This is a genomic window from Burkholderiales bacterium (assembly GCA_035518095.1).
In the GTDB taxonomy this organism is placed as follows: Bacteria; Pseudomonadota; Gammaproteobacteria; order Burkholderiales; family JAHFRG01; genus JAHFRG01.
Map to the genome: position 1 here is coordinate 1 of DATIXX010000016.1, position 24,937 is coordinate 24,937.

Annotated in this window: 29 protein-coding genes; 24 read left to right on the plus strand and 5 right to left on the minus strand. The window is 52.5% G+C overall.

Annotation, left to right across the window (positions count from 1 at the left end; genetic code table 11):
- The coding region (locus tag VLV32_03300) for a M90 family metallopeptidase (GenBank protein HUL40918.1) at window positions 1-590 on the plus strand (590 nt) is incomplete at its 5' end.
- A gap of 72 nt (window positions 591-662) precedes the next feature.
- Here VLV32_03300 and mobA read toward each other — a convergent pair.
- Both mobA and VLV32_03310 read right to left on the minus strand, forming a co-directional pair.
- Window positions 663-1,274 (minus strand): molybdenum cofactor guanylyltransferase MobA, encoded by a 612-nt coding sequence (gene mobA, locus VLV32_03305; protein HUL40919.1) that lies wholly within the window; start codon window positions 1,272-1,274, stop codon window positions 663-665.
- A gap of 8 nt (window positions 1,275-1,282) precedes the next feature.
- Window positions 1,283-2,116 (minus strand): formate dehydrogenase accessory sulfurtransferase FdhD, encoded by an 834-nt coding sequence (locus VLV32_03310; GenBank protein ID HUL40920.1) that lies wholly within the window; start codon window positions 2,114-2,116, stop codon window positions 1,283-1,285.
- Window positions 2,117-2,161: 45 nt separating this feature from the next.
- Here VLV32_03310 and VLV32_03315 point away from each other — a divergent pair, with 45 nt between their 5' ends.
- The 10 genes from VLV32_03315 (at window position 2,162) to VLV32_03360 (ending at window position 11,470) form a co-directional block, all read left to right on the plus strand.
- Window positions 2,162-2,746, plus strand: coding sequence for a DUF3305 domain-containing protein (locus VLV32_03315; GenBank protein HUL40921.1), 585 nt, complete (start codon window positions 2,162-2,164; stop codon window positions 2,744-2,746).
- 3 nt (window positions 2,747-2,749) lie between these two features.
- Window positions 2,750-3,247 (plus strand): DUF3306 domain-containing protein, encoded by a 498-nt coding sequence (locus tag VLV32_03320; GenBank protein ID HUL40922.1) that lies wholly within the window; start codon window positions 2,750-2,752, stop codon window positions 3,245-3,247.
- Between the two features lie 74 nt (window positions 3,248-3,321).
- Window positions 3,322-5,412 carry a 4Fe-4S binding protein gene (locus VLV32_03325; GenBank protein ID HUL40923.1) on the plus strand — a complete coding sequence of 697 codons (2,091 nt, stop codon included), beginning with the start codon at window positions 3,322-3,324 and terminating at the stop codon, window positions 5,410-5,412.
- Window positions 5,409-6,035: a molecular chaperone TorD family protein gene (locus VLV32_03330; protein ID HUL40924.1), complete on the plus strand. Its 627-nt coding sequence runs from the start codon at window positions 5,409-5,411 to the stop codon at window positions 6,033-6,035. Before VLV32_03325 ends, VLV32_03330 begins: the two co-directional genes overlap by 4 nt.
- Before the next feature lie 39 nt (window positions 6,036-6,074).
- Window positions 6,075-6,275, plus strand: a complete 201-nt coding sequence (locus tag VLV32_03335; GenBank protein HUL40925.1) for a twin-arginine translocation signal domain-containing protein — start codon at window positions 6,075-6,077, stop codon at window positions 6,273-6,275.
- Window positions 6,276-6,290: 15 nt separating this feature from the next.
- Entirely contained in the window at window positions 6,291-9,212 is a 2,922-nt protein-coding gene (locus VLV32_03340) for a formate dehydrogenase subunit alpha (GenBank protein ID HUL40926.1), read from the plus strand.
- Between the two features lie 34 nt (window positions 9,213-9,246).
- Window positions 9,247-9,867 (plus strand): formate dehydrogenase FDH3 subunit beta, encoded by a 621-nt coding sequence (gene fdh3B / locus VLV32_03345; GenBank protein HUL40927.1) that lies wholly within the window; start codon window positions 9,247-9,249, stop codon window positions 9,865-9,867.
- 3 nt (window positions 9,868-9,870) lie between these two features.
- A complete protein-coding gene (locus VLV32_03350) occupies window positions 9,871-10,104 on the plus strand; it encodes a hypothetical protein (GenBank protein HUL40928.1) in 234 nt (77 codons plus the stop codon).
- Complete coding sequence (locus VLV32_03355; protein ID HUL40929.1) at window positions 10,101-11,162, plus strand: formate dehydrogenase subunit gamma; 1,062 nt, start codon at window positions 10,101-10,103, stop codon at window positions 11,160-11,162. Before VLV32_03350 ends, VLV32_03355 begins: the two co-directional genes overlap by 4 nt.
- Window positions 11,163-11,182: 20 nt before the next feature.
- Window positions 11,183-11,470, plus strand: coding sequence for a hypothetical protein (locus VLV32_03360; protein HUL40930.1), 288 nt, complete (start codon window positions 11,183-11,185; stop codon window positions 11,468-11,470).
- A 51-nt stretch (window positions 11,471-11,521) separates the two neighbouring features.
- Here the strand turns inward: VLV32_03360 and glp are convergent, their stop codons facing one another.
- Window positions 11,522-12,790 (minus strand): gephyrin-like molybdotransferase Glp, encoded by a 1,269-nt coding sequence (glp, locus tag VLV32_03365; protein ID HUL40931.1) that lies wholly within the window; start codon window positions 12,788-12,790, stop codon window positions 11,522-11,524.
- Between the two features lie 89 nt (window positions 12,791-12,879).
- Window positions 12,880-13,881, minus strand: coding sequence for a GTP 3',8-cyclase MoaA (moaA, locus tag VLV32_03370; protein HUL40932.1), 1,002 nt, complete (start codon window positions 13,879-13,881; stop codon window positions 12,880-12,882).
- Window positions 13,882-14,239: 358 nt separating this feature from the next.
- Here moaA and VLV32_03375 point away from each other — a divergent pair, with 358 nt between their 5' ends.
- The 5 genes from VLV32_03375 to VLV32_03395 all read left to right on the plus strand — a co-directional run bounded on the left by VLV32_03375 (window position 14,240) and on the right by VLV32_03395 (window position 18,475).
- The gene (locus VLV32_03375; GenBank protein HUL40933.1) at window positions 14,240-14,719 is read left to right on the plus strand and encodes a 4Fe-4S dicluster domain-containing protein; all 480 of its coding nucleotides are present in this window, start codon (window positions 14,240-14,242) and stop codon (window positions 14,717-14,719) included.
- Window positions 14,720-14,738: 19 nt separating this feature from the next.
- Complete coding sequence (locus VLV32_03380) at window positions 14,739-16,586, plus strand: aldehyde ferredoxin oxidoreductase family protein (GenBank protein ID HUL40934.1); 1,848 nt, start codon at window positions 14,739-14,741, stop codon at window positions 16,584-16,586.
- Window positions 16,587-16,663: 77 nt separating this feature from the next.
- Window positions 16,664-17,932 carry an FAD-dependent oxidoreductase gene (locus VLV32_03385; protein ID HUL40935.1) on the plus strand — a complete coding sequence of 423 codons (1,269 nt, stop codon included), beginning with the start codon at window positions 16,664-16,666 and terminating at the stop codon, window positions 17,930-17,932.
- Window positions 17,929-18,180, plus strand: a complete 252-nt coding sequence (locus VLV32_03390) for a MoaD/ThiS family protein (GenBank protein ID HUL40936.1) — start codon at window positions 17,929-17,931, stop codon at window positions 18,178-18,180. The genes VLV32_03385 and VLV32_03390 overlap by 4 nt, the downstream gene beginning before the upstream one ends.
- A 31-nt stretch (window positions 18,181-18,211) precedes the next feature.
- The gene (locus VLV32_03395; GenBank protein ID HUL40937.1) at window positions 18,212-18,475 is read left to right on the plus strand and encodes a hypothetical protein; all 264 of its coding nucleotides are present in this window, start codon (window positions 18,212-18,214) and stop codon (window positions 18,473-18,475) included.
- Window positions 18,476-18,516: 41 nt separating this feature from the next.
- On the opposite strand, the gene VLV32_03400 is transcribed toward VLV32_03395, so the two are convergent.
- Window positions 18,517-19,608 carry a substrate-binding domain-containing protein gene (locus VLV32_03400; protein ID HUL40938.1) on the minus strand — a complete coding sequence of 364 codons (1,092 nt, stop codon included), beginning with the start codon at window positions 19,606-19,608 and terminating at the stop codon, window positions 18,517-18,519.
- A gap of 864 nt (window positions 19,609-20,472) precedes the next feature.
- Between VLV32_03400 and VLV32_03405 the strand changes: the two genes are divergently transcribed.
- The 8 genes from VLV32_03405 (at window position 20,473) to VLV32_03440 (ending at window position 24,902) form a co-directional block, all read left to right on the plus strand.
- Window positions 20,473-21,303 carry a substrate-binding domain-containing protein gene (locus tag VLV32_03405; protein HUL40939.1) on the plus strand — a complete coding sequence of 277 codons (831 nt, stop codon included), beginning with the start codon at window positions 20,473-20,475 and terminating at the stop codon, window positions 21,301-21,303.
- Window positions 21,304-21,446: 143 nt separating this feature from the next.
- Window positions 21,447-21,656 carry a TOBE domain-containing protein gene (locus tag VLV32_03410; protein ID HUL40940.1) on the plus strand — a complete coding sequence of 70 codons (210 nt, stop codon included), beginning with the start codon at window positions 21,447-21,449 and terminating at the stop codon, window positions 21,654-21,656.
- A gap of 22 nt (window positions 21,657-21,678) precedes the next feature.
- Window positions 21,679-22,374: an ABC transporter permease gene (locus VLV32_03415; protein HUL40941.1), complete on the plus strand. Its 696-nt coding sequence runs from the start codon at window positions 21,679-21,681 to the stop codon at window positions 22,372-22,374.
- A complete protein-coding gene (locus VLV32_03420; protein HUL40942.1) occupies window positions 22,371-23,057 on the plus strand; it encodes an ABC transporter ATP-binding protein in 687 nt (228 codons plus the stop codon). Before VLV32_03415 ends, VLV32_03420 begins: the two co-directional genes overlap by 4 nt.
- A gap of 153 nt (window positions 23,058-23,210) precedes the next feature.
- The gene (gene mobB / locus VLV32_03425; GenBank protein ID HUL40943.1) at window positions 23,211-23,708 is read left to right on the plus strand and encodes a molybdopterin-guanine dinucleotide biosynthesis protein B; all 498 of its coding nucleotides are present in this window, start codon (window positions 23,211-23,213) and stop codon (window positions 23,706-23,708) included.
- 24 nt (window positions 23,709-23,732) lie between these two features.
- Window positions 23,733-23,987, plus strand: a complete 255-nt coding sequence (gene moaD, locus VLV32_03430; protein HUL40944.1) for a molybdopterin converting factor subunit 1 — start codon at window positions 23,733-23,735, stop codon at window positions 23,985-23,987.
- Entirely contained in the window at window positions 23,988-24,437 is a 450-nt protein-coding gene (gene moaE, locus VLV32_03435) for a molybdopterin synthase catalytic subunit MoaE (GenBank protein ID HUL40945.1), read from the plus strand.
- A 138-nt stretch (window positions 24,438-24,575) separates the two neighbouring features.
- The gene (locus VLV32_03440) at window positions 24,576-24,902 is read left to right on the plus strand and encodes a DUF190 domain-containing protein (GenBank protein HUL40946.1); all 327 of its coding nucleotides are present in this window, start codon (window positions 24,576-24,578) and stop codon (window positions 24,900-24,902) included.
- The last annotated feature ends 35 nt before the right edge of the window (window positions 24,903-24,937 follow it).

Genomic DNA, 24,937 nt, shown 5'->3' on the forward strand with positions numbered 1-24,937 from the left:
GCGCGGCGGAATTGCAATTGACGGAAGAAATGTGCATGGTAATTGCCGCCCAGGCCTGCTTGTTGATTCTCAATCTGGGCCTTGATTACTACCGGGACTGGGTCGAAGTCATCGTTTACCCCGGCGACTTTATGCCGCGGCACGAATACACGGATGAAGACGGCGTAGTGCATGTCGAGCGCGAACCGATGCAGGGAGAAGCCTGGCTGCAAGGCCCGGTGATTTTATCCTGGGAAGCCGTGCAGTCAGGCGCGGAAGATGGCGTCAACGTGGTGCTCCACGAATTTGCGCACAAGCTCGATATGCTGAATGGCGACACCGACGGATTCCCTCCTTTGCATGAAGACATGAGCCGCGAAGCCTGGATGCTGGATTTCTCTAAGGCCTACCGGGATTTCTGTGCCCGGATTGAAAGGGGAGAGCGCACTGCGATCGATCCTTACGCTGCGGAAAGCCCGGCGGAATTCTTTGCGGTATTGAGCGAAGTTTTCTTTGAAACTCCCCAAGTACTCAAGCGCATTTACGCTGATGTATACTTTCAGCTCAGCCGGTTTTACCGTCAGGACCCTGCGCTGCGAATGATGCACTGATCTCGTGGTGTATTGTTTCAAGTGAGCCCGTAAGTACTACCCGCCTTTGCCCGCAATATACAGAGCGCAAATTCAGCTAGTTCTTTTGGTGGCGCCAGAAGGGGGTGTATCCGCTTCGAATCCGGTCAGCTCTTCCGGCGTGTTGATATTGCTGAAAGCTTCCTCCTGATCGTCAAAGGCGACTTCCGCGACCTCAAGCGTGGCGTACCAAGCGTCTATTTTGCGCCCGCCGGATGCGAGGAACTCATTCAGATGCGCGAGCACCGCACGCCGGCACAGGCAAAACACAGGATGCGGTTGCGCAAACGTTTTGGCTACCGCCAACTGAGCTTTCTCCGCAGCAAGTCCCGCATAGAGTCGCTCTACCAGGTCACGTGGCAAAAACGGCGAATCGCACGGGACTGTAGCAACAAGTCCATGCCGGGCCTCAGCAAGTGCGCGGTGTAATCCGGCAAGGGGACCGGCAAAACCGCCGATTTCGTCCGGAATGACGCGGTAACCGAAGCGCGCGTAATGCTTGAGATTCTGGTTGGCATTAATCAGAACTTCATTTACTTGCGGGCTAAAGCGCTCTAACACCCACTCGATAAATGGCTTGCCTTGCAGCAAAGTTAATCCCTTGTCCACTCCGCCCATGCGCCGGCCCTGGCCGCCCGCGAGTATCACGCCAGTGATTTTTTCCATGAACGAACTCAGGTGAGTGAGGCTTGCCTGGATTTGATGAAACGCGACTCGCCGGTGAACAGCAAATAATGCTTGCCTGCGGCGCGGCCAATCATGGTGAGACCGATTTGTTTCGCGATTTCATAGCCCATCTGGGTAAGCCCGGAGCGGGACACCAGGAAAGGGATTTCCATCTGTGCGCATTTAATCACCATCTCCGAAGTAAGGCGCCCGGTGGTATAGAAAATCTTGTCGCGGCCCTCGATGCGGTCCAGCCACATTTGGCCGGCAATCGCATCAACCGCATTGTGTCGCCCCACGTCTTCGACAAACATCAGAATCTCGCTGCCTTTGCACAGCGCGCAGCCGTGCACAGCGCCAGCGGTTTTGTAGACCGTGTCATGCCGGCGCACGTTGTCCATCAATGCATAAAAGGTTTCCTCGCCCAGGAAAACATCTGTGGGTAAATTGAGTTTATCGATTTCATCCATCAATTCGCCGAACACCGTGCCCTGGCCGCAGCCGGTCGTGACTGTGCGTTTTTCCATGCGCCCGTCGAGGTCCTGAATGCCATGCCTTGTGATTATAGCGACTGCTTCGGTTTCCCAATCCACCTGTACCGACTTGATCTCGTCAATATTGTTCACCAGTCGCTGATTACGCAGGTAACCAATAGCGAGCGCTTCCGGCGCCGCACCCAGAGTCATGAGGGTTACGATTTCCCGCTTGTCCACATATAAAGTGAGTGGATGTTCGCCGGCGATCTGCGTATTCGACCATTCGCCATGTTCGTTCATCGAGCGCACGGCAAATGTGAGCGGGCGGCTTGCGTGGGTGATTTTCGGACGATAAGGGGTACCCATACCGGATCCTTAGAAAGTGATTACAAGATATAACCATAAGTAGAGATGAAAGAAAATACACTGAATACCCATAATTTGACAGTGGCTTTTTGTTGTATCTTTTTTCACCCCGGCGCAGAATCATGGTTGAATGGGGGGAAGGCGATGAAGCATCCTAGCATGTCGGTAGCCGTAATCATGGAGCGCCTGGTTTTGGATAATGAGTGGTGTACTGAGAAGTGGGAAGCGATAGGAATTGTTCCCGACCTCAGCGGCGGGAATAAACAGTGGTGTGTCATATTTGAAGATGCGCGTCAGAAGCACATATTATTCCCGGGTTTCGATGTGACCCTTCATAGGGACGAGGCGGAGGGCTATTATTTAAACTTGAGTTCCCCCCAACCCAAAGTTTTTGTCTCGTGGCGTTCCCAGGAAGATTTGGCCGTGCCCTACATCGTCACCGTAAGCTATAACGAAGCGGCACGCTGGATGGATTCTAATGAGCAAGTCGACGGCGTACCGATGCCGTCGGACATTGCCGATTGGCTGAGTGATTACGTGAACCGAAACTACAAGCCAGAACCCAAAAAACGGCAGCGCCCGCAATCTTTTGTGTCACCTGCGCGCAGGATCGACAAAACCACCGGCTGAGTCATGCAACGCAAGGAATCCTTTCTAAGCAGATGGTCCCGTCTCAAAAAACAGGCGGAAAATCTCGTCAAGACCGAGTCGGCGAAGCCTTTGGCCAATGAGCCAAAACTACCGGCTGTTGAACAACTCAATATGGAATCGGATTACACCGCTTTCTTTCATCCGAAAGTGGAAGAAAAGCTGCGTCGCGAAGCGCTGCGCAAACTATTCAGCGACCCGCACTTCAACGTAATGGATGGTCTTGACGTATATATAGACGATTACGGCAAGCCCGACCCAATCCCTGCAGAAATGCTGGCACGACTGATGGAATCGAATCCGTTGCATTTTCCTCCCGCCAAGGAGCAGTCTGCAGATAAATCACAAGCGCAAAAGAGCCCGGAAGCATTGCCGCAACAGCAGCCTCAAACCATTGCGGAGCCCAAACTGGATAGCGTCAAAACCAAACAGCAAACTGTCGCCATGCCGGAAAAACATATCGCAAAAGCAGATCCGGAGTAGCTTAATGGCGGCGCAGCATAACTGCATCATGATTTTTATACCGAAAGCGTTGATCGAAATCTAATATCTGGCTTATGGCTATAGATAGCAAAAACATATTGGTGTGCAACTGCAACAAGACAATGCCGCTGGATGCTAAGCGGCTAACGCGCGCCTTGCAGCTCAAAACACCGGTAATGATTCACCACGAACTGTGTCGTCATCAGGTATCGGTATTTGAGTCGAGCCTCAAGCAGGGCGGTGAAGTGCTGGTCGCCTGTACGCAGGAGGTGCGGCTGTTCGAGGAGGTCGCCGGGCAGACTGATCCCAACGCCGAGGTCGCTTTTGTCAATATCCGCGAACAGGCGGGCTGGTCGGCTGAAGCCGATAAAGCCACGCCGAAAATCGCCGCGCTGCTTGCCGCGGCGGCGCTTCCCGAGCCTGAGCCGGTACCCAGCGTCAGCTACAAATCCGCAGGGCAACTGCTGATCATTGGTCCGGCATCAGCTGCATTGGAGTGGGCGGAACAGCTTACCGAGCAGATGGATGTGAGCGTGCTCTTGACCGACGTCAAAGGCGCGAATGAATTGCCGACACAACGGCGTTACCCTGTGTTATCGGGGAAAATTGTTAGCGTGAAAGGTTATCTGGGCGCTTTTGAGGTCTTGTGGAACCAGGTTAACCCGATTGACCTGGAAACCTGTACTCGCTGCAACGCGTGTATTGAGGTTTGTCCCGAGCAGGCGATTGACTACAGCTACCAGATTGACCTCGATAAATGCAAGGCGCACCGCAAATGCGTGGCCGCGTGTGGCGATATCAAGGCCATTGATTTTGAGCGGCGCGATACTGAGCGTTCCGAACATTATGATTTGATTCTCGACCTATCCGATAAGCCTCTGCTGAACATGCATCAGCCGCCGCAGGGGTATTTCGCTCCGGGCCATGATTCTCTGGCGCTGGCTCGCGCAGTCAATCAGCTGGCGCAGATGACCGGCGAATTCGAAAAGCCCAAATTTTTTACCTACAAAGAATCCATTTGCGCTCACAGCCGCTCGGAAATTACCGGATGCTCGAGATGCATAGATATCTGCTCGACCCGCGCTATTTCCCCGGATGGCGACCACGTTAAAGTAGAACCGCATTTGTGCATGGGTTGTGGCGCCTGCGCCAGCGTTTGTCCCTCGGGAGCGATGGGCTACGCCTATCCGCGAGTGGCCGATCTCGGCGCACGCGTCAAAACCCTGCTGCAAACCTATCTCAGTGCAGGTGGCGAGGATCCCTGTTTGCTCCTGCATAACTCCAGCGACGGAAGGCAACTGGTTGCCAGTCTCGGCCGCCGCGGCAAAGGCCTGCCGGCTAATGTCATTCCGCTCGAGACTTTCCACATTGCCTCGCTGGGCATGGATGTAATGCTTGGTGCGATTGCGCTTGGTGCGTCAAACCTGCTGGTGCTCGCTACCGGCAGAGAAGCTCAAGATTACTTGGTTTCATTGCGCGCCCAAATGGGCTTCGCCGAAGAAATCCTGCAAGGGCTGGGTTATAAGGGGAGCCATTTCCGACTTAGTGAAGCGCAGGATTTGGCTGCCCTTGAAAAGGCGGTCTGGGGGATCGAACCCGCCCAACCGGTCAAGCCCGCGAGTTTCAATCTGTTTAACGAAAAGCGCGCCACGCTTGATTTTGCTTTTGACCATTTCGCTAAGAATGCCCCCACTCTCGTAGATGAAATCCAGCTGTCGCCGGGGGCTCCTTACGGAAAAATAGACGTTAATAAAGATACATGTACTCTGTGCATGGCTTGTGTCGGCGCCTGTCCTGAAAACGCCCTGCTGGATGCCAAGGAATTGCCACAGCTTAAGTTCATCGAGCGCAATTGTGTGCAGTGCGGCATATGCGAAAAAACCTGCCCTGAAAAGGCCATTAGCCTTACCCCCAGATTGTTATTGACTAAGGAAGCGCTGAGTCCGAGAATAGCTAACGAGGCCGAGATTTTCGCCTGCATCCGCTGTGGTAAGCCTTTTGCGACCAAGCAGATGATAAATAACATGCTGGGCAAACTCGGTACTCATTCAATGTTCAGCGGAAGCAACGCTCTTACGCGGCTGCAGATGTGCGCGGATTGCCGTGTCGTTGACATGATGAAAAACAAAGACGAATTGACCATTTTTGATGTGAGGAACCGATGAGCGCAGCAGTCGCTCAGGTCAAGCGTAATCCCTCTCCCGTAGCCCAGGAAGACTTGGCACGCGCGCACATGTATGCGCTGATTGCACGCCTGTTGTATTCCCCTGATGGACAATTGCTGCGAGCCATAGCCACTGCTGACGAAATTATTGCGGAAACGGCGCCTTTGACTGAAGCGTGGCATGCGCTCGCTTCCACTGCGCAGGCCTGTAATGCAGAAGCGGTGGAAGAGGAGTACGAGAAACTGTTTATCGGAGTTGGGCGGCCCGAAGTAATGCTTTTCGGCTCATATTACCTTGCAGGCTTTATGATGGAAAAACCACTCGCCTTGTTGCGCGATGATCTGGCAAAGCTGGGACTTGCGCGCCATGAATCAGTGAATGAGCCTGAAGACCATCTTTCCGCGCTGTGCGATGTGATGCGTTATTTGATTACAGGCGATGAAGAACGATATCCGGCGAGCCTGGAACAGCAAAAGCAATTTTTCGCCCGCCATATCCAAACCTGGCACGAGCGTTTTTGCAATGCCGTGATTGGGTCCGAATCGGCAAATTTCTATCGGCATGTAGCACAATTTATAAGGGCTTTTTTCAACATTGAGGTCGAATCTTTCGAAATGTTATAGGCGGCGGCAGCAACAACTTTATTTAGCAAGGAGACAAAAATGGCAAAGACCAAGAGCAGATTGAGCAGGAGAAACTTCCTGCTTGCGGTTGGCGCAGGAGGCGCCGGCGTAGCGGCAGCCATGGTTGCCAAGAGCGTGCCTCAGACGAAATCCAATGCTGAGACGGTGGATCAAACCAAGAGCAATGGCTATCGTGTCTCCGAGCACATTCACAATTACTATCGAACAACTAAAGTCTGATACAGGAGAATTAAAATGCTGCTTACCAGAAAATCCAGCGCGGTTGCAGAAATGCCCAGCCGCCTAAGCCGCAGCTTGTCAGGCGCGATCGGCAAAACGATGGACAGGCGGACATTCCTCAAACGGTCCGGTCTCACTGTGGGCGCTGGCGCATTTGCCAGCCAGTTGCCGTTCAACATGATTGGCAAAGCCGGCGCAGCAGCCGAAACCCAGGGTACCGGTAATATCCAGGTCAAGCGTTCGGTCTGTACGCACTGTTCAGTAGGCTGTGCAATTGATGCGGTTGTGCAAAATGGAGTGTGGATTCGCCAGGAGCCGGTTTTCGATTCACCGCTCAATCTCGGCGCGCACTGCGCCAAAGGTGCTTCGGTACGCGAACACGGCCACGGCGAGTACCGCCTTAAATACCCCATGAAGCTGGAAGGAGGGAAATGGAAGAAAATTAGCTGGGATCAGGCAATAAACGAAGTCGGGGACAAAATTCTGCAAATTAAAAAGGAAAGCGGTCCGGATGCCACTTATTGGATCGGTTCCTCGAAGCACAGCAATGAGCAGTCTTATCTGCTGTGCAAGTATGTTCGGCTGTTCGGCACCAACAACACCGATCACCAAGCGCGTATCTGCCACTCTACTACCGTTGCGGGTGTCGCCAACACCTGGGGTTACGGCGCGATGACCAATTCCTATAATGACGAGAGCAACTCCAAGTGCATTTTATTTCTCGGCAGCAATGCCTGTGAGGCACATCCGGTTTCGATGCTTCACACCCTGCACGCCAAGGAAACCGGCGCCAAGGTCATCGTCGTAGACCCGCGCTTTACCCGTACCGCTGCTAAGGCGAATTACTTTGTCCGCCATCGCTCGGGCAGCGACGTAGCCTTTATTTATGGGATGCTTTACCACATCTTCGGCAACGGCTGGGAAGACAAGCAGTACATTCACGACCGCGTTTATGGCATGGAAAAAGTTCGCGAGGAAGTGATGAAATGGACTCCTGACAAAGTTCAGGATGTCACAGGAGTCCCACAGGAGCAGGTATACAAGGTTGCTGAAATGATGGCCAAAAATAAGCCAAGTACGATCGTTTGGGCGATGGGGCAGACACAGCACACCACCGGCAATGCCGTGGTACGCGCAAGCTGCATTCTGCAGTTGGCTCTGGGCAATGTCGGCGTCTCGGGTGGAGGCACCAATATTTACCGCGGCCATGACAACGTTCAAGGAGCAACCGACCTCGGTCCCAACCCGGATTCTCTGCCGGCCTACTACGGCCTGGCGCCGGGTTCGTTCAAACACTGGTGCCGCGTCTGGAATGTGGATTACGAGTGGCTGCGCAAACAGTACGTAAATGACGGGATGATGGGCAAACCGGGCATTACTGTGTCACGGTGGATTGATGGCGTCTTGGAGAAAAATGAGAACATCGATCAAGACCCTAACATCCGCGCAGTAATTTACTGGGGCCATGCGCCAAACAGCCAGACCCGAGGCGCGGATATGGTTGAGGCGATGAAGAAGCTTGATCTTTTGGTGGTCATCGATCCTTATCCTTCTGCCACAGCATCGATGGCGGCGATGGTGAGAAAAGACGGCGTTTATCTCCTGCCTGCGGCAACTCAGTTTGAGACCACAGGCTCGGTAACCGCGTCAAACCGCTCCGTTCAATGGCGCGAGAAAGTCATTGAGCCGCTTTTCGAGTCCAAGCCCGACGAGACCATTATGTATCTGTTCGCGAAGAAATTCGGCTTCGCAGACCAGTTGTTGGGCAAGAAGGATGGCAAGCAGAACATTCGCGTAGAGAAGGACCAGCCAAACATCGAGGACATCACTCGCGAATTCAACCGCGGCGCATGGACCATTGGTTACACCGGCCAGTCGCCTGAGCGTATGCAGGCACATATGCGAAATATGCAGGTGTTCGATGTGAAAACTCTTCGCGCCAAAGGCGGCAAAGACGCCAAGACCGGTTATGTGCTGGACGGTGATTACTTTGGCATGCCTTGGCCGTGTTACGGTAATGCGGCGTTAAAACATCCGGGGACGCCTAATCTTTACGATACCTCGAAAAATGTGATGGACGGCGGCGGCAACTTCCGTGCTAACTTTGGTGTCGAGAGGGATGGAGTCAGTCTGTTGGCTGAAGACGGTTCGCACTCCAAAGGCTCGGAAATCACTACCGGCTATCCCGAATTCGATCATGTATTCCTGAAGAAACTTGGCTGGTGGGATGATCTGACTGACGAGGAGAAAAAAGAGGCGGAAGGCAAAAACTGGAAGACCGACCTGTCAGGAGGCATCCAGCGCGTCGTCATGAAGCATGGCTGCCATCCGTTCGGGAACGCCAAGGCGCGCGCCTTGGTGTGGAACTTCCCGGATCCAGTGCCGCAGCATCGGGAGCCTTTGTATTCGCCCCGGCCGGATTTGGTGGAAAAATATCCGACTCACGACGACAAGAAGGCCTTTTGGCGTCTGCCGACACTGTTCAAAACGATACAGCAAGCCAATAAGGATATCTCAAAGCAATTTCCGCTGATAATGACCAGCGGTCGCATGGTGGAGTACGAAGGCGGCGGAGAGGAAACCCGCTCCAACCCGTGGCTCGCCGAACTGCAGCAGGAAATGTATGTGGAGATCAGTACCAAGGACGCCAACGATCGCGGCATCCGCAACAATGAGTATGTGTGGGTCGAATCACCGACCAAGGCGCGGCTGAAGGTTAAATCCTGGGTGACTGAGCGCGTGGCTTCGGGAACGGTGTTCCTGCCGTTCCACTTCTCGGGATGGTGGATGGGCCAGGACATGCTCGAATATTATCCTGAAGGCGCGCATCCCATAGTACGCGGCGAGGCGATTAATACTGCGACCACTTACGGATATGATGCTGTGACCATGATGCAGGAAAGCAAGACCACCCTGTGTCAGATTACTAAAGCATGATGCAAACCGTCATACACATATAAGGAGCAGACAAATGGCTAGAATGAAATTTCTGTGTGATGCGGAGCGCTGCATTGTATGCAACGGCTGCGTGACGGCGTGCAAGAATGAAAACGAGGTGCCTTGGGGCGTGAACCGGCGCCGGGTAGTTACCGTAAACCAGGGGGTACCGGGTGAAAAAGCAATTTCCGTTGCGTGCATGCATTGTTCTGACGCGCCATGCATGGCAGTTTGCCCAGTGGATTGCTTCTACAAGACTGATGAAGGCATAGTGCTCCACGACAAGGATTTGTGCATCGGCTGCGGCTACTGTTTCTATGCGTGTCCGTTTGGCGCTCCGCAGTTCCCGCAGGATGGCGCGTTCGGGCTGCGCGGCAAAATGGACAAGTGCACTTACTGCGCCGGTGGGCCGGAGCCAGATTTCTCCGAAGCCGAGTTCAAGAAATACGGCCGCAACCGCATTGCTGAAGGCAAACTCCCACTTTGTGCGGAGATGTGCTCGACCAAAGCACTGCTTGCAGGTGATGCGGACGTGATTTCGGATATCTACAGGGCCCGGGTAACGACGCGCGGTACGGGCGCTGAAGTCTGGGGCTGGGGCACCGCTTACGGCAGACCCGAAAAAGCTCCGACACAAGCTCCTGAAGGAAAATAAAACATGAAGACGACCATATTGGCAATGTTAATCGGCGTGCTTGCCATGGGCTTGTCAGCTTGTGGCGAAAGACCAGCCGTGATCTACAAGCAGGGCAAGTATCAAGGGAAGCCCGATACCCAACCTTGGAATAATGCGTACTTCAAGGGCGATCGGACGGCTTGGGAAAATGCTCTGAAAGCGCGCGCCGAGCTCGAAAACGAATACCGAAGGATGAATACCGGAGACCAATTATGAAGTCAGTGCATGTTGCAGACTTCCTGTGCATGTATGTTTTTGCAGCGATGTTTATGCTCTCGGGTATAGCGTGGGCGGCTGAACCGGTGCAGATAAATGAAGGGCAGGTCGCTGCCGCGAACAAGGGTACTGAAGCCCAGCGGGAAGTGACACAACCGTATAACAACGCACCCGTCTGGCGCCAAGTGCGCTCCGGTCAGGAGAACTATACAAATATAAAAGGAATTGAAACGGGTGTGCTGGTTCAATCGGCGGGCGAAACCTGGCGTGCTTTCCACAACGGTCCGGTTACTTTCTACAGCGGCATTTTCTTGATTGCTGTACCGCTGCTGATCTTACTTTTTTACCGCATATACGGGCCGCTAAAACTCCATGACAAACCCACAGGAAGAATAATACTGCGCTTCAGTGATTGGGAGCGCGTAGTACATTGGTCCACCGCCATCAGTTTTGTGATATTGGCCATCACGGGCATCATTATTTTATTCGGTAAGCACATTCTTCTGCCGATTTTCGGTTACACTTTGTTTTCCTGGCTTGCCATTCTTTCGAAAAATCTGCATAACTTCGTCGGACCGTTGTTCATTTTCTGCGTAGCGGCGACCTTCGTGACTTTCCTCAAAGACAATTTTTGGAAAGTGCATGATTTGCTGTGGTTCAAGAAGTTAGGAGGCATGCTTAGTAAAGAGCATGTTCCTTCGGATCGCTTTAATGCCGGAGAAAAATCCTGGTTCTGGGGCGGCGTTTTTCTGCTGAGCATAATCGTTGCTGTGACCGGCCTAATACTCGATTTCCCTAACTTTGATCAGGGGCGTTCCATCATGCAGCAGGCGAACGTGATCCATGCGATCGCCGCAGTCTTGTTTGTTGCCGCCTCGCTTGGGCATATCTATATGGGCACAATAGGAGTGGAGGGAGCCTATGAGTCTATGCGCAATGGAACGGTGGACGAAACCTGGGCGAAGGAACATCACGAACTCTGGTACAACGACATCAAATCGGGCAAGATTGCCCAAAGGCCGCTAAACACAGCGGGCACCGCGCAGGCGAGACCGTAGATATTATATCGGGGGATAGGATGAAAAAGCTTGCTAATGCAGTTATGAGCGGATTGGTGCTGGCGATTTTCGCTTCAGGTTTGGCATACGCCAAACTGCCGCCGCCTACCGAAGCGCAAAAAATGGCAGCTGAACAGAAAAAAGAGCAGGCCACAGCGGCCGCCAAAAAAGAGGCGGAAACGCTAGCCAAGGTCGAGGATAGGATTGCAGCGAATTACATCAAAGAAATGAAAGCGAAGGGGATTACTGTAAATCCTACTATACCTCCCTCCACACCAGCAGCAGCAACGGAAAAACACAAAAAATAAATCGTGGTGGCCGATTTAAGCCCGGCTGGTGCCGGGCTTTTTATTTGGTTCCTATACTAGGCCTTCGAGCACCTGCACATCCACCACGCTGCCGGGCGCTACATTGCCCTGTGAATCTTGCAGGATTATGAAGCAATTTGCTTCGGACATGGAACGCAAAATTCCAGAGCCTTGTGCCCCGGTAACGCGCACACTCCAATTGCCGTTGGCGTCTTTGCTCAATATGCCACGCTGGAATTCGGTTCGCCCCGGAGCTTTCTTCAGCGCGCTGAGGCACGGCGCCTTAAGTACCGGGACGGCAATATTCTCGTTGCGTCCCATCAGTACCCAGAGGGCGTCGCGAACGAATTGATAAAAAGTCACCATCACTGATACCGGATTTCCGGGCAATCCAAAAAAATGACTTTTGCCCATTTTACCGTACGCAAGCGGCCGCCCCGGTTTCATGGCAATTTTCCAGAACACCACTTCGCCGAGCCGGCTGAGCAGCTCTTTGATGTAATCGGCTTCTCCAACAGACACACCACCGCTGGTAATCACTACATCCGCCGTCGTAGCCGCTTCCATGAGCGCCTGCTCCAGGCTGGCCGGATCGTCTTTTACCACGCCCATGTCCAGTACTTCCGCTCCCAAGCTCACCAACATGCCGTAAAGGGTATAGCGGTTACTGTCGTAGATCTGGCCTTCTTCCAACGGGCTACCAATTGAGCGCAGTTCATCACCCGTGGAAAAGAATGCTACACGCAGCCTTCGGCGTACTTCGACCTCCGCAATACCCAGTGAAGCAATCAAACCAAGTTCGGCAGGGCGAACACGTTTTCCAGACTTGAGCACCACTTGGCCGATGGCGAGGTCTTCGCCGGCCTGGCGTACATTCTGGCCCTGTTTGTGCGCTCCGTAGACGCAAATATTTTGGCCGTCAGGGTTCGTTTGCTCCTGCATGATGACGGTGTCGGTTCCATTTGGAAGCACCGCGCCGGTCATAATGCGTACGCATTGTTTGTCGCTGACTTGGCCAACAAAGGGTTTTCCGGCGAGCGCAGTTCCTACCAGGCGCAAAGTAGTATCGCCTTGCGTGTGCAGGTCTTTGAAGCGCACCGCATAACCGTCCATTGCGGAATTGACATGGGCCGGCACGTTGATGCGCGAGCTGATATCTTCTGCCAACACGCGTCCAAGCGCGGCGCGGATATTCACTTTTTCTATCCCGGAAATCGGAGTGAGATAAGCCTGGATGAATTCTCGCGCCTTGGCAACGGGCATGGAATCCGGATCATAATCATCCGCGCAACTCAATTCACGCAGCGATTTGCTGGTCATGTAATAAGCTCGCTTGATCGGTTTGCTTCGGGTTCAACAGTGCGGAAATTGCGTGCTTCACGAATGCGCGGAATGGAAGGATCGTGAGTTTATCCCCCCGTAATTGACATAAAGCGCACGATTTTGGGTGTGGGAAGATAGACATTGAAGTCATGGCCTTTAGGTTTGATGCCCATTGCCTCGACGATACTTTCGCGCAGAGGTGCATCATCCTCCGGATGGGCGCGAAGTACCGGCAGTAAAGACACTGCATCATTTTGTCCCAAACACGGGTAAAGTTCCCCGGTACAGGTTATGCGTATACGATTACACGATTCGCAAAAGTTATGCGAATGCGGGGAGATAAAGCCGACCTTGGTCTTGCTGTTCGGAATGCGCCAGTAGCGCGCAGGTCCGCCGGTGGTTTCCGCTGAACTCACCAAATCAAAATGTGCTTGCAACAAGGGAAGCGCCTCGTCCTGACTAAAATAGGTGTTCGCTCGCACGTGATCCACTTCTCCTAAAGGCATTTCCTCGATAAACGAGATATCGAGCCCCTGATCAAGCGCGAACTGCACCAAATCCACCAGTTCGTCATCGTTGACCCCGCGCAGCATCACGCAATTAAGCTTGATACCCGCAAAACCGGCCGCTTGCGCGGCCTGAATCCCGCGCAAAACCCTGGACAGTTCACCAACCCGAGTCAGGTCCTTAAAGCGTTCGGGCCTTAGGGTATCGAGGCTGATATTGACGCGTTTAACGCCCGCTGCGCGGATTTCTTTGGCCATTTTTTCGAGCTGCGAGCCGTTCGTGGTCAAAACCAGCTCTTTCAGGCCTCCCAATCCTCCAAGTTGCTGAAGTAACCACAGTACATTTTTGCGTACTAAAGGCTCACCCCCGGTGATCCTTATTTTGGTAACCCCAAGCCCAATAAAAGTACGAGCCAAGCGCAAGCACTCCTCCAAAGATAATATTTGTTCGCGGGGCAGAAATGTCATCTCTTCGGCCATGCAGTAGCTGCATCGAAAATCACAGCGATCGGTGACCGAGAGCCGGATGTAACTTATGGCGCGACCGTATTTGTCAACTAATTGCGCAGAGGAGGATGGCATCGGAATGGGACTCGAAATAATAATTAATTCTAAGCGATATCCTTCCTCGGTGCCACACCAAAATCGCGAACCGGCCGAGGTCTAAACAACGCTTCGAATGCCGACATTAAACCCCTCGATGCTTATGGTTTATGGTGATTTATTGCTTTAATTATGCATTATATGATACTGATTATTAATGAAGTGTATAGTGCATTTTCAGCTTAATCACAGTCGTCGACCTGCTCATAAGGAATTTATTTGGCTTCGTAAACAGGCGCGGGCCCATTATGCAGCCGATTTTAAAGATGCTAGGATGCTAATTGAAAGATCATAGGCTTCATGTTTTTCGAAACCTCACCAGAGATCAGAGATACCAATGCAGAAATCATTGCTAATAAACCCCGACAAATGCACAGGCTGCCTGCAGTGTGAAATGGCCTGTTCCTTCGAACACTTCGGGATGATCAATCCCTCGAAGTCTGTAATCAAAGTTTTTGATTTCCATCATGAGGGCAGGAAAGTACCGTACACCTGCACTCAGTGCGATGAAGCGTGGTGTCTGCACGCATGTCCCGTGGAAGCGATAAAGGTCGATACAAATACGGGCGCGAAAGTCGTATTTGACGCAGTATGCGTGGGGTGCAAGGTGTGCACTATTGCCTGTCCGTTTGGAACCGTGAATTACAACCATGACACGGGCAAGGTCATGAAATGCGACTTGTGCGGAGGTGACCCCGCGTGCGCGCAGGCCTGCCCCACCGGTGCGATTACCTACGTGGATTCTGACTGGACCGGCTTGGAAAGAATGCGTCAGTGGGCGGCAAAAACCGACTCACGCCCAGAAGCGCAAGCCTAACGTTGAGGAGAAATGGACTATGGCATGGCAAAAGCAAGTTCTACGGGTAAACCTGAGCGCGGGTACTTGCAAGGCTGAACCGCTCAATATGAAGTGGGCGCAGGATTATCTGGGCCAGCGAGGTTTGGCCACAAAATATCTAGTCGAAGAAATCAATCCCAGGGTGGACCCGTTATCTGCCGACAACAAAATGATTTATGCCACCGGCCCGTTGACCGGAACCATGGCTTCCACCGGCGCTCGCTATTCAGTGATTACCAAAGGACCGCTTACCGGGGCCATCGCCTGTTCCAACTCGGGCGGCTATTTCGGTGCGGAACTCAAGATGGCCGGCTGGGACATGATCATTTTCGAAGGCAAATCGCCCAAGCCGGTCTACTTGCTTATCCAAGATGAAAAAGCCGAATTGTTGCCTGCAGAAAATTTCATTTGGGGCAAATCGGTATGGGACACCGAAGAACTCATCAAGAAAAGACATCAGGACCCGCTGATTCGCGTTTCATCCATCGGTCGCGCAGGAGAAAATAAGGTTCTTTTCGCTGCGATTGTGAATGACCTGCACCGCGCGGCCGGGCGCTCCGGGGTAGGCGCAGTGATGGGATCGAAAAACCTCAAAGCAGTTGCTGTGCGTGGCACCAAGGGCGTGACTGTCGCCAATCCGAAAGAGTTCATGAAAGCGACGCGGGCCGCAAAGAAGGTATTGGCTGATAACGCGGTGACAGGACAAGGTTTGCCGAAATTCGGAACTCAGGTGTTGATGAATGTCATCAACGAAATTGGCGCCTCACCGACTCGCAACCATCGCGATGTGCAGTTTGAAGGCGCGGCCAAAATATCCGCTGAGGCGATGCATGAGAAGCGTCCAACCGACGGCAAAGCAAATCTGGTAACCAACCAGGCTTGTTTCGGTTGCACCATCGCTTGCGGGCGCATCTCGAAGATCGACGAGACTCACTGGACGGTGAAGAATAAGCCTGAATACTGGGGCGCATCAGGAGGGCTGGAATACGAAGCAGCTTGGGCTTTGGGCAACGACAACGGTGTTGACGACTTGGAAGCGCTGACCTACGCCAACTTCATCTGTAATGAGGACGGTATGGATCCAATTACTTTCGGTGCCACTGTGGCTGCCGCAATGGAGTTGTACGAAATGGGCGTGATTACCGAAAAAGATACCGGCATTAAAGCGCCGTTCGGCTCCGCCGAAGCGTTGTGCAGGTTCACCGAGTGGACTGCACTTGGGGAAGGCTTCGGAAAAATTCTGGGTCTCGGTTCCAAACGTATGTGCGAAAAATATGGCCACCCTGAACTCTCGATGACGGTGAAAGGACAGGAGTTCCCGGCTTATGATTCTCGCGGCATCCAGGGCATTGGTTTGGCTTACGCCACTTCCAACCGAGGTGCGTGCCACCTGCGTGGCTACACTGTGGCTTCCGAAGTGATGGGTATCCCGGTTAAGACCGATCCGCTTACTACCGAGGGCAAGGCAGGACTCGTGAAGGCTTTTCAGGACGCAACGGCTGTAGTGGATTCTACCGGACTTTGCGTATTTACCACGTTCGCTTGGACCTTGAATGACATTCAGCCGCAGGTTCAGGCGGCATGCGAAGGCGACTGGTCCTTGGAGAAGTTAAATCTGATGGGCGAACGCATCTGGAACATGGAGCGGGATTTCAACAACGCTGCCGGATTTACTGCCAAAGACGACACGCTGCCGAAACGGCTGCTGACTGAAGCTGCCAAGACCGGACCCGCTAAAGGCAAGGTAAATGAACTTGGTAAGATGCTGCCGGAATACTACAAAGTGCGCGGCTGGACGCCGGAGGGTATCCCAACCAAAGAAACGAGGCAAAGATTGGGGCTGTAGGTTTCGCAGCACGAAAGGCAACGCAAAGGGGGAAAATGAAATTTATTTTCCCCCTTAATTTGGAGGACAGAATTGACATGAACTACGTGATTATAGGCAATGGACCTGCCGGAGTCATTGCCGCCGAAACCCTGCGCAAATGCGATCCTCACGGCGGAATTACTCTCATCGGGGACGAGCCGGAGCCACCGTACTCACGCATGGCGATACCCTATTTACTTATTGGTGATATCCAGGAAGCCGGAACCTATCTACGCAAAGGCGCGAATCATTTCAAGAACCTCAAAATTGAACTGCTCGTCGCAAGAGCGGAGAAAGTTGACAGCAAAAATAAGAAAGTATTTTTGAACAACGGGAAAACCGTCAGTTACGGCAAGCTGCTGATCGCCAGTGGTTCCAGGCCGATTTCTCCGCCGATTAACGGCATAAACCTACCCGGAATTTATCCCTGCTGGACACTGGAGGACTCGCGCCACATCATGAAGCTTGCCAAAAAGGGCGCTCGCGTGTTGCAAATGGGAGCGGGCTTTATCGGCTGTATCATTCTGGAGGCGTTGGCGTCACGCGGCGTTGAGCTTACTGTGGTGGAAATGGGGAACCGCATGGTGCCGCGCATGATGACTGAAGCGGCTGGCGGGCTCATCAAGAAATGGTGCGAAAAAAAGGGGGTCAAAGTATTTACCTCCACCAAAGTCGAGTCGATCGAGAAATCCACCGATCGCATCAACCCGCTTAAAGTCAATTTGAGCAATGGTAAATCAATGGTTGTGGGCTTGGTGATCAGCGCAACCGGTGTGCGTCCCAACATCGAATTCCTAAAAGACAGCGGGGTCGTCACGGAGACCGGAATCAAGGTAGACGAAACGATGCAAACCAGTGTGCCAGGCGTTTACGCAGCGGGAGACGTGGCACAGGCTAAGGAGTTTTATACAGGCGCACAGCTAGTAAATGCGATTCAGCCAAATGCGGCAGATCAGGCGCGTATCGCCGCGCTCAACATGGCTGGCAAGGACGCAGCGTCGCAAGGTGCGATGGCGATCAACGTACTCAATACGTTGGGATTGATTTCATCCTCCTTTGGGCAATGGATGGGCGTAGCGGGAGGGGAGCATGCAGAGCTGCTTGACGCAGAGAACTATCGCTATCTGCACTTGGAATTCAAGGACGATATTCTCGTTGGCGCGACCAGCCTGGGGCTCACTCAGCATGTTGGAGTAATCCGCGGCTTGATTCAGGGAAAAATACGCCTGGAGCAATGGAAGGATCGTTTGCTTAAGGATCCTACGCGTATCATGGATGCGTATCTGGCCCGCACCCAAGGAACAAATTTCAAATTGGCTGCATGAAAATCAAATTCAAGTTGTTTGCCAATCTTGCAGATTTCTTGCCGCAACCTTCCAAAACGAATTCCGTGGAACTTGAAGTTGCAGCAGGTTCTACTATCCAGTCGGTTATTGAACAGTTCCGGCTTCCTAGCCAGTTAGTGCATCTGGTGCTGGTGAACGGACTTTATGTTTATCCGACCGCCCGCGTTAGCACGAAACTAAAAGAGGGCGACGTCCTGGCCATTTGGCCGCCTATCGCCGGCGGCTGACATGAAGCGCGAATTGAGCCTGAGGCGTGAAATGACTATTAGTCACGCCGATTTTCTGCGCACCCTGCCTTCCGCCTTGAAGAATAAGGAATACGCAGTAAACGGGGACGAAATACGGGTGGAATCGGAAGACCGACGGCTGCAGATTATATTATCTCCCGAGTCGTCGCGTAATTTGGGTTCGGTGTCATTGCCCGTGACCCGGGTAGAATTTATTTTTTCAGGTTATTCGGAGCACCGGGTACAGCGGTTTATGGAGCGTTTCGATATGGTTTACCGGCGGGGCGGAGGATAAGCTCTCAAGATCGATTTTGATTGCAGTTCCTCGAAGGCAAGCTAACTGGGGTCGGTCTTTAATCGGGGGAAAACCTTTGTAAGCGGCGTAATTTCACCCGCATGTGCCGCATCGTACCCGGGCAGGCCGGAGATCATGTTCTTAAACTCGCTGCTTTGTATCGCCGAAATTAGCCCTTTGAACGCGGGTAAATGTATTCTGTTTTGCCGGGTGATCAGAAAATAACGCTCGCTCGCAATCGGTACGAAATCCAGCTCGAATTGCCTGGCGACAGCTTCTATACCCACCCCTGCGTCGGCTTTGCCGCTCGCAACAGTCGCGGCTACCGCAGCATGCGTAAATTCTTCGTGGTGTATTCCTTGAATCTTATTCTTCTCGACTCCGGCCTCGTCTAACAGCATATCCAGGAGCAAACGTGTTCCTGAGCCCTGTTGACGATTAACAAAGCGCACACCTTGTTTGGCGAGGTCACTGATAGCGTAAATTTTTTTCGGGTTCCCGGTTGCCAGGATCAGTCCCTGCTGACGGGTAACAAATTCCACGAGTTTCTGACTCCGCGGTTTAAGCCATTTGCGATAGCGCAGCAGCACATTTTTACTGCCGATGGATTCGGGGATATGAAATCCCGCTACATCACACTGCGAGCGCGCCAATGATGCAAGACAATCAAGGCTGCCGCGGAATTGCAGCTCGATACGCGGGCCGTTTACGCGTTGGTTAAGCATCTCGCGTAATTCAGCCAACGCAAGGTCATGGCTCGCATGAACTCGGAGCACTGGCCGCCCGTCTACAAGTGTGTCATTCAGTTCCAACTCCAGCTCGGAAGCTAGGTTCTCAAGCTGCGGACCCAAACGGGCTCGTACTTTCTGGTCGGCCCAAAGCAATTTTTCCCCAAATGACGTGAGACGCGCGCCCCGTCCACGTTCCAAAACGGCAACAGGTTGACCCAGCAGTTCGGACCATTTACCGATGAGATTCCAAAGGTGCCGGTAAGATAAGCCTATGATGGGCGCCGCTTTATTGAGCGAACCGGTGCGGTGTATTGCCTCGAGCAGGCTAAAAATCTGCTGTCCGGTTGCTCCTTCGGAAGCATTTCCGATTGACCACTGACAATCCAACTTGACCTGAATCATTTATGAATGATAATTCATATTTGATTATCAAACAATAACTCCTAATATGTTAACGGTAATTTGCAATCAAATATGTAATTGCTCGCCAGACTAAATTAAAAAAATGCTCACGGGATTGCGATTTTTAGCTGCAATTGTCTTGCGAGTCGGAACTCCCGGTTAGCCTGGCGCGCTACGCATCTTTACGGCAGGTCATTGGTCTGCCATGGCCGAGCTAACGGAAACTTATACGGCCAAAGGAGGGGCATGATTTGAGCTAATTTACGGATCTTTGGGTGCCTTAAGGAAGCAATTCGAAAGCAATAATATTCCGGTTTGTGGGCTTTTCTATCCCTCGAGCACACCGGACCTATTACCGTCCGGGAATTCTGCGGAGGGCCTCAGTGTTTGCCGAGAACTCCCTATTTCTCAAGGCCGGATCCGGAACCCGCTTGGATCAGCAAAACATAATCGAACTTATCCTTGACCCAAAAATTCGCTTGGGCGCATCAGCGCCTAAAATCGAAACTGCGTGTGACCACACCCGGTATTTGCTTATGGCAATTGACACCAAGCGGCTTGATGCTTTCAAAATTCAATCGGAACCGGCGATTCAGCTAATGGAAATTGACGTCGACACAAAGCAAAAAACGCTCCCCCAGGCTATGATCTTCGAGCAAAAAAGTTGACGTTTTTATGTCGTGTTGCACCAACGCCGAAGCGATGGCAAAAGCGGTTGACAATTTGAGCTGGTCGCGTTCTTTAAATGCCGCGAATAAAAGAGGAACCTCGGCCATAAGCGTCGCGTTTACCGCAGAAGAAACTGCATCTCGCGAAATACGGTTTTAATAACTTGCCAATCAACTCATAAGAAAGGAGAGCAAAATGGAACGTATTCTTAAGGCGCTGACACTAGGCTTGCTTTGGCTATCACTTGCCGGCACTACCTACGCGGCAAAGGATATTCGGCTCGCGACAACCACCAGTACGGAAAATTCCGGGCTGCTTAAGTTTCTGCTCCCCAAATTCGAGGCTCAATACGGAGCCAAAGTGCGCGTCATTGCGGTGGGAACTGGAAACGCCCTCAAGCTCGGCGAAAACGGCGACGTGGACGTGGTAATGGTGCATGCCCGTCCTTCGGAAGATAAATTCGTTGCCGCGGGCTACGGCGTGAACCGCAGAGACATCATGTATAACGATTTCATCATCGTTGGGCCGGCCAACGACCCCGCTAAAATTGCAGGCACGAAAGATGCGGTAGCAGCGTTTAAGAAAATCGCCGAAACCCGATCTGAATTTATTTCTCGCGGTGATGATTCGGGTACCAACAAAAAAGAAAAGATTTTCTGGGAGGAAGCGGGAATCACGCCTAAGGGCGACTGGTACATTTCCGCAGGCCAAGGTATGGGGGCCGTGCTCACGATGGCCGGGGAGCGGCAGGCCTATACGCTCACCGACCGGGCAACGTATTCCACGTTTCGTGCTAAGACGGGACTAACAGCGCTGGTCGAAGGTGATCCAAAACTCTTTAACCCGTATGGCGTGATCGCGGTCAATCCCAAGAGATATCCGGACGTCAACTACTTGGGCGCGATGGCCTTCATCGCATGGCTGACTTCGCCGGAAGGCCAAAAGGAAATCGGTAGTTACACATTAAACGGCCTCCAACTTTTTCATCCGGATGCAAACAGCCAACCTGACAAAGAGTGTCAGTAACGAATTTGCTGCGAAGCTCAAACCGGATAGTCAGTGTGCATTTGGAAGGAGGGGCAGTTCTCTTGGTTTGGGTGGACAGGGCCGGTTTTATGCACATGATATGATTCAACCTCCGTTCGATAAACCTTAACCAGGAGGCAAACGTGAAAATCAGTGCACGCAATTCGCTTAAGGGCAGAGTGACCAAATTAGTGAAAGGTCCGGTCAGTACCGAAATAAGTGTTCTGGTCGCGCCAGACATCGAAATTGTTTCTTCGCTAACCACGGCTTCGGCGAAGAGGTTGCAATTGAAAAAGGGGTCCAAGGTATACGCCATCATCAAAGCCAGTAGCGTCATGATTGCGACGGATTGAAACCGCGTTAGTCCAGCTAAGAATGGATCTACTGGAGCCCACTCGCGAGGCATTTTACTTGCTGTTTACCGGCGACGCGGAGTTGTGGCGCATCATCTCTATCTCGTTGCGGGTTTCCTTGACAGCCATGCTCGTTGTATCCCCGGTTGCAATCGCGGCGGGTTTTATTCTTGCCACTGTTCCGTTTACAGGCCGGCGGACGCTGGTCATTTTGATCCAAGGGCTGTTGTCTTCACCGACCGTGGTCGTGGGCTTATTGTTGTATCTCTTACTTTCACGGCAGGGTCCGTTTGGCGAATGGCATTTGCTGTTCACGCAAAAAGCAATGATGATTGGCCAAGCCATCATCGCCTTGCCAGTATTAGTGGCATTCACATTGTCGGCGGTGCAGGGAGCCGACCCGCGCGCGCATGAAACCGCGTTAAGCCTTGGCGCGGGCACCGCGCGCGCGGCGCTGACCACCCTTCTTGAAGTGCGTTTTGGCGTCATGGCTGCCGTTTTCAACGCCTTCGGCCGAGTGTTTTCGGAAATCGGCTGTTCATTGATGGTTGGGGGCAATATAGCGGGGCTCACCCGCAATATCCCGACTGCGATTGCTCTTGAAACCAGCAAAGGCGGGTTTGCCGAGGGCATTGCCTTGGGATTTGTTTTGCTGGCGACGGCTTTTGGAGTGAATTACGCTTTAGCATTTCTGCAAGGGGAGGGCGGTCTCAAATGAGCGCGCCCTTGCTGCTCGTGGAAGGCGTGTTGAAAAGCTACGGCCCAAGATTGATTCTGGATATCGATAAACTGGAGTTGTACGCAGGAGAAAGTTATGTAATAACCGGCGACAATGGGGTAGGCAAAAGTACCTTGCTGAGAATCCTCTGCGGCTTGGAGAAGGCGCAGGTCAGAACATATGAGTTCGAAGGCAAATCGGTATCGATAGAAAATTTCCCGCCGGAACTGCGGCGCGAAATTATTTACGTGCACCAGCAGCCGTACCTATTTAAAACCAGTATTGACGGCAATATTGCCTACGGCCTTAAAGCCCGCGGAATTCCGAGGCTACAGCGCGAGGCGCTGGTAAAGGAGGCCATGGAATGGGCGGGCGTAGCCAATCTTGATCATGTGCCCCCGCAAAAACTTTCCGGCGGCGAAAAACAGCGCATTGCGCTGGCACGGGCCAAAGTGCTGAACCCGAAACTTTTTTTATTGGACGAACCGACTGCAAATCTGGATGCCGAAGCGCGGCGCCAGACCGTACAGCTAATTCAGCGAATGTGTCTGGATAACAATTGCGTCTTGATCGCGTGCCACGATTACGAACTGATTAATCTTCCGCGCATGCGCCGCATGACCTTGTCGGATTGCCGTCTTGCTCTGCAAGCCGCAACGGAACCGAGAAGGCGGACTGTCTAGGGCAAAATAAGCATTTGTTTCGAAACCGTTTGTGTCCGGATTCGGTTTGAGCAAAATATCTAACCATGTTTAAATGAGCGCATGCAACAGATCTACGAGTTCTGGGCAAGCGCAAGGTAAACTTGTGCCGTTTAAGGCGTCCAAACTGTGTTTATGATGAAAATTTTTGGGTTTGCAGGATACTCGGGCAGCGGCAAGACCACCCTCATAGAGCAATTGGTTCCGCAGTTCGTGATGCACGGCCTCAAAGTGTCGTTGATAAAACATGCTCACCATGACTTCGACATTGACCGTCCGGGAAAGGATTCGTACCGGCACCGGGAAGCAGGCTGCAGCGAGGTATTGATCACGTCTAGCCAGCGGTGGGTGCTTATGCACGAGTTGCGCGGAGAACTGGAGCAGAGCTTGCGGCACCAATTAAATCGGTTAGCGCCATGTGATCTGGTCCTGATAGAGGGATTTAAGAAAGAGCCTATTCCCAAAATGGAAATCCACCGCGCGGCGATGGGCCAGCCTTTGCTGTACCCTGATGACCCCTATATCATAGCCATTGCCTCTGATAAGCAGATTGAGGCCAGGGTGCCGCTGCTGGACCTGAATGACTCGCAGCAGATTTCAGACTTTATTTTGCGGCATCTACAGCTAAAATGACTGGAGAAAGATTTCGGCACGTGTATGGTGAATTTGGTGTATTTTGCCCGCTTGCGCGAGGCGCTTGGGGTCAATTCAGAGAAAGTGGAGCTGCCACAAGGCGTGCATGACGTGGCAAGCCTCACGCAATGGTTGCGCAGCCGCGGAAGCGTTTGGGATAATGAACTTGCGCCCGGGAAGAAGCTGCGCGTGGCCGTAAATCTGGAAATCGCCGAATTGGCGACGCGTGTTGCCGATGGCGATGAAGTAGCCTTCTTTCCGCCGGTAACCGGAGGTTAAATGGCGGTACGCATCCAGACCGAAGACTTCGATATTGCCGCGGAAGTGCTGAATTTGCGAGGTGGCAATGCAAAAATCGGCGCGATCGCGTGTTTCATTGGTTTAGTTCGGGACATTAATGACGATGCTACGGTTGCCGAAATGACTTTGGAACATTACCCCGCAATGACCCAAAAGGCGCTCAGCGGCATCGTTGAGGAAGCGAACCAACGCTGGGAACTCATCGATGTTTCAGTAGTGCATCGAGTGGGTACCCTGAAGCCTACCGATCAAATCGTTCTGGTGTTGGTGGCAAGCGCCCACCGCAGTGCGGCTTTCTCTGCCTGTGAATTCATCGTGGATTATTTGAAAACTCGAGCGCCTTTCTGGAAAAAAGAGCAGACCGATAAAGGCACACGTTGGGTCGAGGCGCGCGATAGCGATGACGATGCCGCACAGCGATGGCATTGATATGCGCAGACGTTCCAAGCAGAACCTGATCAAGTTCAATATGCGAGACAACTCCAGCGTTATGCGGCTGGGTTCCCCGACGCGGCTCCGTGCCGGCCCGACGCCGCACTGAATTTTCAATCTTCATACGGAGAACTAATGAAAGGCACGTACCTAAAGCTTTATGTGCCCGAATTCGAAAAGCACCCAAATGGCGAAGCTTTACACCTGTGGTTAATGAACAGCGCGAAAACCTTGGGCATTCAGGGCGGGACCGCCAGCCGTGCGGTTTCTGGCTTTGGCAGGCACGGCGACATCAGCGTGGACAATGTTTTCGGCGAATCGCCCATGGAGATGGTGTTCATGACAAGCGAGGAACTGGCCGACAAGTTCCTCGACCTTATCAAAATGGAGAAAATTCCACTTTTTTATATCAAAACGCCCGCCGAATATGGCTGGCTCGGAGAATTGAAAAAGACCAGTTAGTAGGGATCCAGCGAACTTCTGTTATTTTCGGCGTC

Coding starts and splice junctions, on each gene's coding strand:
- mobA (HUL40919.1), bottom strand. CDS start 1,274: ATGGAAAAAATCACTGGCGTGATACTCGCGGGCGGCCAGGGCCGGCGC.
- glp (HUL40931.1), bottom strand. CDS start 12,790: ATGACCAGCAAATCGCTGCGTGAATTGAGTTGCGCGGATGATTATGAT.
- VLV32_03325 (HUL40923.1), top strand. CDS start 3,322: ATGGCTATAGATAGCAAAAACATATTGGTGTGCAACTGCAACAAGACA.
- VLV32_03390 (HUL40936.1), top strand. CDS start 17,929: ATGAAAATCAAATTCAAGTTGTTTGCCAATCTTGCAGATTTCTTGCCG.
- VLV32_03350 (HUL40928.1), top strand. CDS start 9,871: ATGAAGACGACCATATTGGCAATGTTAATCGGCGTGCTTGCCATGGGC.
- mobB (HUL40943.1), top strand. CDS start 23,211: ATGATGAAAATTTTTGGGTTTGCAGGATACTCGGGCAGCGGCAAGACC.
- VLV32_03320 (HUL40922.1), top strand. CDS start 2,750: ATGCAACGCAAGGAATCCTTTCTAAGCAGATGGTCCCGTCTCAAAAAA.
- fdh3B (HUL40927.1), top strand. CDS start 9,247: ATGGCTAGAATGAAATTTCTGTGTGATGCGGAGCGCTGCATTGTATGC.
- VLV32_03395 (HUL40937.1), top strand. CDS start 18,212: ATGACTATTAGTCACGCCGATTTTCTGCGCACCCTGCCTTCCGCCTTG.
- VLV32_03385 (HUL40935.1), top strand. CDS start 16,664: ATGAACTACGTGATTATAGGCAATGGACCTGCCGGAGTCATTGCCGCC.
- VLV32_03415 (HUL40941.1), top strand. CDS start 21,679: ATGGATCTACTGGAGCCCACTCGCGAGGCATTTTACTTGCTGTTTACC.
- VLV32_03440 (HUL40946.1), top strand. CDS start 24,576: ATGAAAGGCACGTACCTAAAGCTTTATGTGCCCGAATTCGAAAAGCAC.
- VLV32_03380 (HUL40934.1), top strand. CDS start 14,739: ATGGCATGGCAAAAGCAAGTTCTACGGGTAAACCTGAGCGCGGGTACT.
- VLV32_03310 (HUL40920.1), bottom strand. CDS start 2,116: ATGGGTACCCCTTATCGTCCGAAAATCACCCACGCAAGCCGCCCGCTC.
- VLV32_03420 (HUL40942.1), top strand. CDS start 22,371: ATGAGCGCGCCCTTGCTGCTCGTGGAAGGCGTGTTGAAAAGCTACGGC.
- VLV32_03315 (HUL40921.1), top strand. CDS start 2,162: ATGAAAGAAAATACACTGAATACCCATAATTTGACAGTGGCTTTTTGT.
- VLV32_03405 (HUL40939.1), top strand. CDS start 20,473: ATGGAACGTATTCTTAAGGCGCTGACACTAGGCTTGCTTTGGCTATCA.
- moaE (HUL40945.1), top strand. CDS start 23,988: ATGGCGGTACGCATCCAGACCGAAGACTTCGATATTGCCGCGGAAGTG.
- VLV32_03355 (HUL40929.1), top strand. CDS start 10,101: ATGAAGTCAGTGCATGTTGCAGACTTCCTGTGCATGTATGTTTTTGCA.
- VLV32_03335 (HUL40925.1), top strand. CDS start 6,075: ATGGCAAAGACCAAGAGCAGATTGAGCAGGAGAAACTTCCTGCTTGCG.
- VLV32_03375 (HUL40933.1), top strand. CDS start 14,240: ATGCAGAAATCATTGCTAATAAACCCCGACAAATGCACAGGCTGCCTG.
- VLV32_03360 (HUL40930.1), top strand. CDS start 11,183: ATGAAAAAGCTTGCTAATGCAGTTATGAGCGGATTGGTGCTGGCGATT.
- VLV32_03330 (HUL40924.1), top strand. CDS start 5,409: ATGAGCGCAGCAGTCGCTCAGGTCAAGCGTAATCCCTCTCCCGTAGCC.
- moaA (HUL40932.1), bottom strand. CDS start 13,881: ATGCCATCCTCCTCTGCGCAATTAGTTGACAAATACGGTCGCGCCATA.
- VLV32_03400 (HUL40938.1), bottom strand. CDS start 19,608: ATGATTCAGGTCAAGTTGGATTGTCAGTGGTCAATCGGAAATGCTTCC.
- VLV32_03340 (HUL40926.1), top strand. CDS start 6,291: ATGCTGCTTACCAGAAAATCCAGCGCGGTTGCAGAAATGCCCAGCCGC.
- moaD (HUL40944.1), top strand. CDS start 23,733: ATGGTGAATTTGGTGTATTTTGCCCGCTTGCGCGAGGCGCTTGGGGTC.